Below are 12,313 nucleotides of genomic sequence, written 5' to 3'. Positions count from 1 at the left end.
GGGCTTTACGCACAATGGAGAGCCCGCAGGCCCGGAATGCCCATGATCTTCCGCTGGTTCGAATCGCTGATCGACGCGTTCAAGGAACCCGCCGACGGCATGCCGCCGACATCGGTGTGGCGCTTCTACGCGTTCTACCTGCGCCAGGTGTGGCCGGTGTTCGCGGTGGCGATCGCGGTGGGCTTCGTGGTGGCGATCGTCGAGGTCTCGCTGTTCGGCTTCATCGGTCGCATCGTGGACATGGCCAAGGGCGCGCCGGCGGCGGATTTCTTCCGGCAGCACGGCAATGAGCTGTTGTGGATGGGTTTCGTGGCGCTGATCGTGCGGCCGCTGGCGATCGGCGCGCACGACCTGCTGGTGAACCAGGCGATCGTGCCCAGCCTGACCAACCGCATCCGCTGGCAGAACCACCGCTACGTGGTCCGCCAGAGCCTGGGTTTCTTCCAGAACGACTACGCCGGGCGCATCGCCAACCGCATCATGCAGACCGGCGGCGCGCTGCGCGAGTCGGCGGTGCAGATCGTCGACGCGATCTGGTATGTCACCATCTACACCGGCAGCGCGATCGTGCTGTTCGCGCAGGCGGACCTGTGGCTGGCCGCGCCGCTGTTCGCCTGGGTGTTCGCCTATGTCGGCCTGCTGGCGTTCTTCATTCCGCGCATCAAGCAGCGCTCGTGGCTGGCCTCGGAGGCGCGCTCGAAATTGATGGGGCGCATCGTCGACGGCTACAGCAACGTGCTCACGCTGAAGCTGTTCGCGCACACCCGGCGCGAGGAAGCGTATGTGGCCGACGCGATGGCCGAGCAGACCGACAAGCTGCGCCGCATGACCCGCGTCACCACCGCACTGGACGCCAGCATCACCACGCTCAACGGCTTCCTGATCGTCGGCACCTCGGCGCTGGCGCTGTGGCTGTGGAGCGAGGGCCGGGTGACGGTGGGCGCGATTGCGCTGTCGACTGGGCTGGTGATCCGCATCAACAACATGTCCGGCTGGATCATGTGGGTGGTCAACGGCATCTTCGAGAACGTGGGCACGGTGCAGGACGGCATCACCACCATCTCGCGGCCGCGTGCGGTGCAGGACCGCAAGGGCGCGATGCCGCTGGAGGTCACCAACGGCGTGGTGCACTTCCACGACATCCACTTCCACTACGGCAAGCAGGGTGGGGTGATCGCGGGTCTGGAACTGGCGGTGCGCGCGGGGGAGAAGATCGGCCTGGTCGGCCCGTCCGGTGCGGGCAAGTCCACCCTGGTCAACGTGCTGCTGCGGCTGTACGACCTCGAGGGCGGACGCATCACCATCGACGGCCAGGACATCGCCGGCGTCACCCAGGAAAGCCTGCGCTCGCAGATCGGCGTGGTCACCCAGGACACCTCGCTGCTGCACCGTTCGATCCGCGACAACATTCTGTATGGACGTCCGGATGCCAACGGGGCGCAGGTGATCGAGGCCGTGCGCAAGGCGCGCGCCGACGAATTCATCCCGAACCTCAGCGACGGCGAGGGCCGTCGTGGCTACGACGCGCTGGTCGGCGAACGCGGTGTAAAACTCAGCGGCGGCCAGCGCCAGCGCATCGCGATCGCCCGTGTGCTGCTCAAGGACGCGCCGATCCTGGTGCTGGACGAAGCCACCAGCGCGCTCGATTCCGAAGCCGAGGCGGCGATCCAGGAAAGCCTCGACCTGCTAATGCAGGGCAAGACGGTGATCGCCATCGCGCATCGCCTGTCCACCATCGCGCGGATGGATCGCCTGGTGGTGCTGGACAAGGGCCGCATCGTGGAAACCGGCACGCACGCCGAGCTGATCGCGCACGGTGGCCTGTACGCGCGGCTGTGGCAGCGCCAGACCGGCGGCTTCGTGGCCGCGGAGGATGGGTCGTTTTAGTCAGTTGGCGCGGTAGGTGGGTTTATTCGCCGCCGAGAGTCTACTCAAAGTCTCCAGGCGCCCCGCATGGCCATCAAGCGGCCGCCATCGGCACTGGGCGTTGAAATCCATCGGCTAGATCCGTTCGGTCCATGGATTGCCGGGCAGGTAGGCCCTGAGCGTTGCGGTAAACAGCTTGCCGTGGTTGCGGATGCGCAGGTGCAGCAACTCGTGGACGATCACGCAATCCTGAAACGCCGCCGGCTTGCCGCACAGGTCGCGGCTGAAGGTGACGCGACCCGCCGGTGAGCACGAAGCCCATTTGCGGGTCATGCGCTGAACCCTGATCTGCATGGGTCTCACCTTGAGCGTGACGGCCCATTGTTTGACGCGCTGGCGCAAGGCATCGACGGGCATGACGGTCTCAGTCACGCAGTATGCGCAGCACGGCCTCGCCGAGGCGCACCATTTGCGCGCCATCGACGCCGCGGGTCACCAGGCTGCGGTAAATCTCGGACTTGAGCTGGCGTCGCTCGTCGTCGTTCTCGCGGTGGTTGGGGTATTTGCCGGCCGCCGCCATGATCTCGTGCGCCACGGGCAGCGCGTCCTTGATGCCATCGCCGTGCAGGTGCCAGTAAATGGCGAACGTGGATGGATCCAGTCCCAGTTTCTCCCGTTCCACGTCAGCCTGCTCACGTTCGCCGACCAGTTGCGAAAGCTGCTCGATGGCCTGCTGCGTGTGTATCGTGCGCTGCTCCAGCGCATCGAGGATGGCGGTAGCGCGCTGGGCAATGTCGACCAGCACGGGTTGCTGCTCCGTCTGTTCCTCGGCCTCGGTTTCGATGGCTCGCACCAGGTTGATCACGGTGGCGTTGTCGTCGCCCTCCGAGCGCAGGGCCTGCAGGGTCTTGAGGTCGAATTCGACGGTTTTGCCGGTGGCCACCGGTGCGTAGCTGCTGGCCATCTCGCGCACCATCTGCTCGGTCTTGTGCGCAACGTCTTCGTAGAAGCGGCTCGGGCTGCTGTAGGCGTTGCGCATCATCAGGTACAGGTCGGCCAGTTGGCGGAAGTCCTCGACGTGTTCGCGCAACTCCGGCGAGGGCGAGAGGATTTCGTACAGGCTTTCGATCTGCCGATAGCTGTCGATGAATTCCTGGCGTGCCTCCGGTGCGAGGAATACGTCGTAAAGCATCGTTTCGAGCTGCTTGTCCTTGCCGCCATCCAGGGGTGCCAGGTAGTGCGCCTTCGCTTCCGCCAGCAGCCGACGGAACTCCGCCACCCGCGCGGCCAATCTCTTGCAGTTCTTTGTATCGGCTCCGCATGAATTGATAAACGAAGGCAGGAACGACATCTTTGTGATCAAACCGGACGTAAGCCAGGTGTTGACTGATTGTGGTGTCAAATTCGACCAGTGCAGAATTGCCGAGGGTTTTTCCTTGCCCGGTGATGGCGATCAACAGGCTGCCGGCAGGGACGATGGGCAGATGGCATTCCTTGACTGCAGTGTCGCTGACGAACTGGTCAGCGGAGCGGATGATTCCATCGTGCACCTTGGCACTCGTCAACCAAGGAGCGGTCGGATTGCGCCAATAGTCTGGTGTGGTTTTCTTGGGTGTCGAACCGTTCCCGATGCGGCCGAACTCACCTAATGAAGCGACTTTCCAGCTTCCTGGAATTGCGCCGATTTCGGTTTCCTTCAACGGTTCGCCGCGCAGGCCGTGGGTGAAGAGGCGCTGCATGGCGGATTGCTTGAGATCGCGGGTGACGGCGATCAGGCGATACTGGGTGGCGATGGCACGTTGTAGCTTCCACAGGATGGCGGCGATTTTTTGCTGCTCGGGTTTGGGTGGTAGCGGCACCTGCAACGTAGCAAGACGGCTGCGGGAGAGATTCGGGATGGTCGTCTTGTTGCCCGCACCTTCATAAATATTGAGTTGGGTAAACCCCGCTTGCAGGTAGTACATGATGAAACGCGGCGCGACGTTGTCGTCTTTGGGCCGCAAGCGGTGGAGATGATTTTGGAAACTGCACAGTTTCAGTTCCCCGTTCCATATGGCAGCACGCCCGATATCGCCACCTTCGCAGACCAGAAGATCGCCTGGCCGCAGCGCCTTGGCTTCTATTTCTTGGTCGGTGAAATGCATCGTGCTGACTTGGGAGACATCCACCTGTCCCCAGTAGATATTTGAGGTTCGTAGAAACGGGTGGCTTCGTTCACCAGCGCGCGCTGAAGGCGTGACTGACTTTCCGGCACCTATTTCGAACAACTCTCCGACGGTAGTCAGCGGCCACGTGCCTGCCGCGCTTTTCCCTTCTCCCTCCGGGAGAAGGTGGCGCGAAGCGCCGGATGAGGGTTCGGGGTCGCGGGGAGTCTGCGCTTCGCTCGCACCCTCACCCTCGCCCCTACCCCTCTCCCGGAGGGAGAGGGGTTCAAGCGCTGCGTTCGTGTTGGCTTTCTTCAACTTGCTCATAGCGATGCTGTTGCGGATCTGAATGGAACAGGGGGGTTGTCGCAAATGCCGCGGCGAAAGGGAGGTCAGGGCTTGACTCTGGACCTTGATCAATGGTGTAGACTCTCTCTCCATGAATACGCAAACCTCCCCCCTGACCATCGGTGCCGTCGCCAAGCGCGTCGGCGTGGCGATCGACACCATCCGCTTCTACGAGCGCGAGGGACTGCTGCCGGAGCCGCAGCGGCGGGCGTCCGGTTATCGCAGCTACGGCGAGGGCGCGGTCGTGCAGTTGCGCTTCATCCGTCGCGCCAAGGATCTGGGCTTCACGCTGGAGGAGATCCGCGAGCTGCTGGCCTTGTCGGCCGATCGCCAGCACGGGGTGAAGGCGGTGAAACAACGCGCGCAGCAGCGGCTGGTGGCGATCGAGCAGCGCATCGCCGAACTGCAGCGCGTGCGCGACGGACTGGCGCAGCTGGTGACAGCGTGCCCGGGACATGGCAAGCCGGAGCAATGTCCGATCCTGCGTGCCTTGGGCGACGAGGAGGTGAAGTCATGAGCGGGCAAGCTTCCTGCTGCGCGAGCGGCGACAAGCCGGCGGCCGGCGCGGCGATCGATCCGGTATGCGGGATGACGGTGGACCCGGCGACGGCGAAGCACCTCAGCACGCACGACGGGCAGACGTTCCATTTCTGCAGCGCAGGTTGCAAGGCGAAGTTCGATGCGTCGCCGGCGACTTACATCGCCGCCGGGCAGAAGCCTGCAGGGGGCTGTTGCGGTGGCAAGCCGGCGGCGGATGACCACGCGAACCACGATCACGTCCATCACGACCATGCCCATCACGATCATGCCCACCACGATCACGCCGATCACGGGCATGCGCACGCCGTGAAGGACCCGGTCTGCGGCATGACGGTGGATCCGCAAACGGCGAAATACCACGCCGACCATGACGGCCGGAGCTACCACTTCTGTTCCGCGCGTTGCCGCGAGAAGTTCGTGGCTGATCCGCCGACCTACCTCGGCGAACGCCAGCCCGCGCCGCCGGTGCCGGCCGGCACCATCTATACCTGCCCGATGCACCCCGAGATCCGGCAGGTCGGCCCTGGCCATTGCCCGATCTGCGGCATGGCACTGGAACCGCTGATGCCGACACTGGACGAAGACGACGGCGGCGAGCTGGCGTCGATGACTCGGCGCTTCTGGTGGCTGGTGGTATTGACCGTGCCGACCTTGCTGGTGGCGATGGGGCCGCACCTGTTCGGCCGGCACCTGCCCGCGCCGTGGGACGGCGTGGCGGCCTGGACCGAGGCGCTGCTGGCCAGCGTGGTGGTGTTGTGGGGCGGCGCGCCGTTCTTCGTGCGCGGCTGGCGCTCGCTGAAACCCTGGCGTCCGAACATGTACACGCTGATCGCGCTGGGCACCGGCGTGGCATGGCTGTACAGCGCGGTGGCGTTCCTGTTGCCGGGGGTGTTCCCGGACGGCTTCCGCGACGCGCAGGGCCGCGTCGCGGTGTACTTCGAGTCGGCGGCGGTGATCGTCACCCTGGTCATGCTGGGCGATTTCCTGGAACTGCGCGCGCGCCGCCGTACCGGCGCGGCGCTGAAGGCGCTGCTGGGACTGGCGCCGAAGACCGCCCGACGCATTGCCGCCGACGGCGGCGAGGCTGACGTGGCACTGGAGGAAGTGCAAGCCGGCGACGTGCTGCGCGTGCGCCCCGGCGAGAAGGTGCCAGTGGACGGCGTGGTGCTGGAAGGCGAGAGCCACATCGACGAGTCGATGCTCACCGGCGAGCCGATGCCGGTGGCGAAGGCGAAAGATGATCCGGTGACTGGCGGTACGGTGAACCAGGATGGCGCGCTGACCATGTGCGCGCAGAAGGTCGGCGGCGAGACCATGCTGGCGCAGATCGTGGCGCTGGTGGCGCAGGCGCAGCGCAGCCGCGCGCCGTTGCAGCGCGTGGCCGACCAGGTGGCGGCGTGGTTCGTGCCGGCGGTGGTGGCGGTGGCCGTGGCGGCGTTCGCCGTGTGGGCGACGGTGGGGCCGGAGCCGCGCCTGACGCACGCGCTGATCGCCGCGGTATCGGTGCTGATCATCGCCTGTCCGTGCGCGCTGGGCCTGGCCACGCCGATCTCGATCATGGTCGCCAGCGGCCGCGGCGCACAGCACGGCGTGCTGTTCAAGGACGCCGGCGCAATCGAATCGCTGCGCAACATCGACACCCTGGTGGTGGACAAGACCGGCACGCTGACCGAGGGCAAGCCGGCGCTGACCGAACTGGTGATCCTGGGCGGCCAGCCGCGCGAACGGCTGCTGGCGCTGGCCGCCGCGCTGGAGCGGCCGAGCGAGCACCCGCTGGCGCGCGCGATCGTCGTCGCAGCAGACGCCGAAGGCGTGCCGACGCTGGCGGCAACGGATTTCCGCTCGCTCACCGGCCGTGGCGTCGGCGCCAGCGTGGATGGCAGCCGGGTGGCGCTGGGCAACGCGAAGCTGATGGCCGAGTTGGGCGTGGCGATCGGCGCGAACGCCGACGCCCGCGCCGAACAGCTGCGCGGGCAGGGCGCCACGGTGATGTTCCTGGCCGTCGACGGTGCGCTCGTCGCCTTGCTGGCGGTAGCCGACCGGATCAAGCCGGGCACCCCTGCCGCGATCGCCGCGTTGCATGCGGCCGGCCTGCGCATCGTGATGCTCACCGGCGACAATGCCACCACCGCGCAGGCGGTGGCGCGCACGCTGGGCATCGACGAGGTGCACGCGGACGTCTCGCCGGCCGACAAGGCAGCAGTGGTGGGCGCGCTGCGCAGCGAAGGCCATCGCGTGGCGATGGCTGGCGACGGCATCAACGACGCGCCGGCGCTGGCCGCTGCAGACATCGGCATCGCGATGGGCAGTGGCACCGACGTGGCGATGGAAAGTGCGCAGGTCACCCTGGTGAAGGGCGAGCTGGGCGCAATCGTGCGTGCGCGCAAGCTGTCGCAGGGTACCGTGCGCAACATCCACCAGAACCTGTTCTTCGCCTTCATCTACAACGCGGTCGGCGTGCCGCTGGCCGCCGGCGTGCTGTACCCGTGGTTCGGCATCACGCTGTCGCCGGTGATTGCCGCGCTGGCGATGAGCCTGAGCTCGGTGTCGGTGGTGAGCAATGCACTGCGGCTGCGTCGGCTGCGTTTGTGACGCCGTGCTCGCAATGGGCAGTGCGAGGGACGTTCATTCGTTCGTTTGTTCGGGTGATGCTTTAAACTTTGTGCTTCCCTTTTGCATGAAGTCACTGCATGAGTCGCACTCTAGCCGAATGGCTGGCGTACCAGGAACGCGTCAACGTCCACAGCATCGAGCTGGGACTGGACCGGGTTCGCGAGGTTTGGCGACGGATGGGCGCGCCGGCGCCGGCGAAACGGGTGATCACGGTCGGCGGCACCAACGGCAAGGGTTCTACCGTGGCATTGCTGGAGGCGATGCTGCGTGCCGCCGACCTGCGCGTGGGCGCATTCACCTCGCCGCACCTGCTGGAATACAACGAGCGCGTGCGCATTGGCGGCGTCGATGCCGATGACGCTGCGCTGATCGCCTCTTTCGAGCGGATCGAGGCGTCACGCGGCAGCATGCCGTTGACCTATTTCGAATTCGGCGCGCTGGCCGCGCTGGACCTGTTCGCCCGTGCCGCGCTGGACGTGGCGGTGCTGGAAGTCGGCCTGGGCGGGCGGCTGGATGCGGTCAACATCATCGACGCCGACGTGGCGGTGATCACCACGGTGGACCTGGACCACATGGAATGGCTTGGCCCGGACCGCGACAGCATCGGACGCGAGAAGGCCGGCATCGCGCGTGCCGGACGGCCGGCGATCGTGGGCGAGCTGGACCCGCCGGCCGGGCTGCTCGACGCGCTGGCCGAGCGCGGCGCGCGGGTCGAGCGGGCCGGCATCGATTTCAGCATCGAGCGGCACCAGGACGGCTGGCGCTGGCGCCACCGCGACGGCAGCGCGATGGAGCTGCCCGACCCGGCATTGGCGGCGCCGGTGCAGTACGCGAATGCGGCAGCGGCGATCGCCGCGTTGCACGCGCTTGACCTGGAGGCGTTCACGCCGAGCAGTTTTTTCGCGGCGGTCAGCGCGGGCCTGCACGAGGTACGGGTGCCGGCGCGGTTGCAGTCGATCGGCGGCGAGCCGCCGGTGATCGTGGATGTGGGCCACAATCCGCAGGCCGCCCGCGCGCTGGCCGAATGGCTGGATCTGCAGGCGCCGACGCGGGTGCATGCGGTGTACGGCGCGTTGGCGGACAAGGACGTGGCCGGGGTGATCGGTGCGCTCGGCCCGCACATTGGCCACTGGCACCTGGCCGGGCTGGACCAGGCCACCCCGCGCGGCATGCCGGTGGCCGCGCTGGCCGCGGTGCTGCGGCAGGTGCTGCCGCAGGCGCCGTACGACGCGCATGCTGACGTGACCGCCGCGCTGGCGGCGGCCCGCGCCGTCGCACAGCCGAACGAACGCATCCTCGCGTTCGGCTCGTTCTTCGTGGCCAGCGTGGTGCTCGCTGAACGCATCGGCTGAGGGTGAGCCATGGCGTCCGGCGCGGGCAGGTATAATTGCGCTGTTGTGCACCGCGTTTGCCGCCCTGGAGCGAAAACTTGAAAACACGCCTGCTGGGAGCCGCCGTCCTGATTGCGCTGGCGGTTCTGTTCGTGCCCATGTTCTTTTCCAGTACCCCGCCGGCGCCGGGCGGCGACCAGGCGGTCAGTCTGGCGATCCCGCCAGCGCCGGACCGTGACCTGCAGACGCGCACCATGAGCCTGGCGCCGGGCGCCGCGGCGGCCGCCGCGAGCGCCGCTAGCGCGCCGTCGCCGTCGGCACCGCCGGCCTCGAGCGACCGGCTGGCCACGGTGAACATCGGCTCCAGCCGCCCGCGCGACGTCGAAACCGACCCCGAGGCGGGCAAGCCGCCGCAACCGACCACGGTGACCATCGGTTCGGGTACTTCGCCCAGCCAGCCGGTGATTCCGCAGCAGACCACCCCGTCGCCGACCAGGGCGAACACCGCCACGGCGCCGGCGAAGAAGCCGCAGACCGTGGCGGTCGTGCCGCCGTCCCGGCCGGTGGCTGCGGCGCCGATGGCAGCTGCGCCCGCACTGGCTGCGGCGCGCGGCAACTACACGCTCAATCTCAGCGCCTACGCCAGTGCGGCCGGCGCCGCCAGCCTGGAACGTCGGGTGCGGGCGCTGGGCTATCCGGTCAGCGGCCACGCCATCACCCAGGCCGGCCAGCCGCGCACCCTGGTCACCGCCGGGCCGTTCGAGACGCGCGCCGCGGCCGAGGCTGCGCGCTTGAAGATCACCCAGTCGATCCCCGGCGTGCCGGCCCGGCTCGAACAGGACGCCAGCCGCGAAAGCGCCGCGGCGGCGCCCGCGACTGCGGCCACGGGCACTGCCAAGGCCGGCGGCTGGGCGGTGCAGCTGGCGGCGATGAGCGACCAGGCCGATGCGAACGCGCTGCGCGACAAGCTGCGTGCGAACGGTTTCGACGGCTTCGTCGATTCGGTGCAATCCGGCGGCCGGCGGTTGTGGCGCGTGCGGGCCGGCCCGCAGACCCAGCGCGCCGATGCGCAGCGCGTGCACGACCAGATCAAGGCGAAGCTGGGCATCGACGGCAACGTCGTGCCGGTACCCTGAGCGCGCTGGCGTCGGTACGGAACCCGCGCGGATGAACGGATGAACTGGACCGACGACATCATCCTTGGCGTGCTGGCCCTGTCGGTCTTCGTCGGCCTATGGCGCGGCCTGGTCTCCGAGGTGCTGGCGCTGGCGATCTGGATTGCCGCGTTCTGGGTGGCGTGGATGCTCGGCCCCGCCGCGGCGGCACGGCTGGAGCATGTGATCGAGCTGTCGTCGGCGCGGATCATCGTGGGCTATGGGCTCTGCTTCGTCGCCGTGCTGATACTCGGTGCGCTGCTGCGTTTCGTGATCGGCAGGCTGATCGAGGGCACCGGGCTGTCCGGCACCGATCGGCTGCTGGGCATGCTGTTCGGCTTTGCGCGCGGCGTGTTGCTGGTGACCCTGCTGGTGTTCCTGGTCGGTTTCACCGCGTTCACGCGCGATCCGTGGTGGCGGCAGTCAGTGCTGTTGCCGCACTTTCAGCACATGGCGGCCTGGCTGGGCCAGCAGGTGCCGCCGGGCGTGCGCGAATATCTCCACCCGCCGGCGACGCTCGGCCGGTGGTCCGGCTTGCCGGCGGCGCGGCCGGACCCCATATCGGGCAAGGCGCCCGCGCCGGCCGCGAGCGTGCGGTATCCGGCGTCACCGGCGGCGGCCGGCACGGCCGGTCCACCCCGGACTTTCTGAACCATCCTTTGAAGCAGGCAACAAACCATGTGCGGAATCATCGGCATTGTCGGTACCACCGAAGTGGCATCGGCGCTCTATGACGGCCTGACGGTGCTGCAGCACCGCGGCCAGGACGCGGCCGGGATCGCCACGGTGGATGGCGCGCGGCTGCGCCTGCACAAGGGCAACGGACTGGTGCGCGACGTGTTCGGGCAGAGCGCGATGAGCGGCCTGCGCGGGCGCATCGGCATCGGCCACTGCCGCTACCCCACCGCCGGCTCGGAAGGCTCGGCCGAGGCCCAGCCGTTCTACGTCAACTCGCCGTACGGCATCGCGTTCGCGCACAACGGCAACCTGGTCAACACCGACGCGCTGCGCCGCGAGATGTTCCAGGACGACCGCCGCCACATCAACACCGATTCCGATTCCGAGGTGCTGCTGAACGTGCTGGCGCACGAGTTGCAGATCCAGGACCGGATGGAGCTGACCCCGGACCACATCTTCAAGGCAGTGGCCGGCGTGCACGCGCGCGCCCGCGGCGGCTACGCCTGCATCGCCCTGCTGCTGGGCTACGGCCTGATCGCGTTCCGCGATCCGAACGGCATCCGCCCGCTGGTGCTGGGTGAGCGGATCAGCGGCGAGGGCCGCGAGTACGCGGTGGCGTCGGAGTCGGTGGCGCTGGACATCCTCGGCTTCAAGCGTATCCGCGACGTGGCGCCGGGCGAGGCGGTGATCATCACCGATGCCGGTCAGCTGTACACCCGCCGCTGCGCCGAGGGCGCGCCGCACACGCCGTGCATCTTCGAATACGTGTACTTGGCCCGGCCCGACTCGATGATCGAGGACGTCTCGGTGTACAAGGCGCGCCTGCGCATGGGCGAGAAGCTGGCCGAGAAGATCCTGCGCGAACGGCCCGACCACGGCATCGACGCGGTGATCCCGATCCCCGACACCGCGCGCACTGCCGCCAGCGCGCTGGCCGGTGCGCTCGGCGTGCCGTTCCGCGAGGGCTTCGTCAAGAACCGCTACATCGGCCGCACCTTCATCATGCCGGGGCAGGGCGAGCGGGTGAAATCGGTGCGCCGCAAGCTCAACGCGATCGACCTGGAGTTCCGCAAGAAGAACGTGCTGCTGGTGGACGACTCGATCGTGCGCGGCACCACCTCGAAACAGATCATCCAGATGGCCCGCGACGCCGGCGCGAAGAACGTCTACTTCGCCTCCGCCGCGCCGCCGGTGCGCTACCCGAACGTGTACGGCATCGACATGCCGTCGGCTTCGGAACTGGTCGCCGCCGGGCGCACCGAGAAGGAGGTCGAGCAGGCGATCGGCGCCGACTGGTTGATCTACCAGGACCTGAAGGACCTGATCTGGGCGGTGCAGGACGGCAACGAGGAACTGAAGCAGTTCGACGCTTCGTGCTTCTCCGGCGAGTACGTCACCGGCCTCGACCAGAGCTACCTGGCGCAGATCGAAATGCTGCGCTCGGACGACGCCAAGGCCGCGCGGCGGGCAGGCTGAGCCCCGTACTGCACGCGTAGGAGCGCACCCTGTCCACAAGGGACTTCCTTCGGTCGTGCGCGATGCTCTGATGTTGGACGGAGCCAAGAGCATCGCGCACAGGGTGCGCTTGTATGTTTGGTCCCGGCAAGCGAGAAAGAGCTTGCCGGGGTGGAGGGACCAG

At 67.6% G+C, this 12,313-nt stretch carries 9 protein-coding genes and 1 pseudogene; 7 read left to right on the top strand and 3 right to left on the bottom strand.

What is annotated here, in order from left to right; genetic code table 11:
• Positions 1–45: 45 nt before the first annotated feature.
• Positions 46–1,887 carry an ABC transporter ATP-binding protein gene (locus AC3WTD_RS12715; protein ID WP_492614020.1) on the top strand — a complete coding sequence of 614 codons (1,842 nt, stop codon included), beginning with the start codon at positions 46–48 and terminating at the stop codon, positions 1,885–1,887.
• A 114-nt stretch (positions 1,888–2,001) separates the two neighbouring features.
• Here AC3WTD_RS12715 and AC3WTD_RS12710 read toward each other — a convergent pair whose 3' ends face one another.
• The 3 genes and pseudogenes from AC3WTD_RS12710 to AC3WTD_RS12700 form a co-directional block, all read right to left on the bottom strand.
• Positions 2,002–2,283: a M48 metallopeptidase family protein gene (locus AC3WTD_RS12710; protein WP_235642634.1), complete on the bottom strand. Its 282-nt coding sequence runs from the start codon at positions 2,281–2,283 to the stop codon at positions 2,002–2,004.
• Positions 2,284–2,290: 7 nt separating this feature from the next.
• Positions 2,291–3,157, bottom strand: coding sequence for a type I restriction enzyme endonuclease domain-containing protein (locus AC3WTD_RS12705; protein ID WP_492613986.1), 867 nt, complete (start codon positions 3,155–3,157; stop codon positions 2,291–2,293).
• Positions 3,158–3,215: 58 nt separating this feature from the next.
• Positions 3,216–4,337: pseudogene (locus tag AC3WTD_RS12700) on the bottom strand (restriction endonuclease subunit S); the annotation flags it as partial.
• A 112-nt stretch (positions 4,338–4,449) separates the two neighbouring features.
• Here AC3WTD_RS12700 and AC3WTD_RS12695 point away from each other — a divergent pair.
• From AC3WTD_RS12695 to purF, 6 genes are all read left to right on the top strand, one after another.
• Positions 4,450–4,875, top strand: coding sequence for a heavy metal-responsive transcriptional regulator (locus tag AC3WTD_RS12695; protein ID WP_027493865.1), 426 nt, complete (start codon positions 4,450–4,452; stop codon positions 4,873–4,875).
• Positions 4,872–7,490 carry a heavy metal translocating P-type ATPase gene (locus AC3WTD_RS12690; protein WP_492613985.1) on the top strand — a complete coding sequence of 873 codons (2,619 nt, stop codon included), beginning with the start codon at positions 4,872–4,874 and terminating at the stop codon, positions 7,488–7,490. Before AC3WTD_RS12695 ends, AC3WTD_RS12690 begins: the two co-directional genes overlap by 4 nt.
• A gap of 98 nt (positions 7,491–7,588) precedes the next feature.
• A complete protein-coding gene (gene folC, locus AC3WTD_RS12685) occupies positions 7,589–8,863 on the top strand; it encodes a bifunctional tetrahydrofolate synthase/dihydrofolate synthase (RefSeq protein ID WP_492613984.1) in 1,275 nt (424 codons plus the stop codon).
• 77 nt (positions 8,864–8,940) lie between these two features.
• Positions 8,941–9,978 carry an SPOR domain-containing protein gene (locus tag AC3WTD_RS12680; RefSeq protein WP_492613983.1) on the top strand — a complete coding sequence of 346 codons (1,038 nt, stop codon included), beginning with the start codon at positions 8,941–8,943 and terminating at the stop codon, positions 9,976–9,978.
• Between the two features lie 39 nt (positions 9,979–10,017).
• The gene (locus AC3WTD_RS12675; protein ID WP_235642637.1) at positions 10,018–10,647 is read left to right on the top strand and encodes a CvpA family protein; all 630 of its coding nucleotides are present in this window, start codon (positions 10,018–10,020) and stop codon (positions 10,645–10,647) included.
• Between the two features lie 27 nt (positions 10,648–10,674).
• Entirely contained in the window at positions 10,675–12,150 is a 1,476-nt protein-coding gene (gene purF, locus AC3WTD_RS12670) for an amidophosphoribosyltransferase (protein ID WP_027492360.1), read from the top strand.
• Positions 12,151–12,313 lie beyond the last annotated feature (163 nt).

The sequence above is a fragment of the Rhodanobacter sp. FW106-PBR-R2A-1-15 genome (assembly GCF_058789735.1).
Note: the sequence above shows the minus strand (reverse complement) of the source record. Positions and strands in the feature narration are given on the sequence as shown.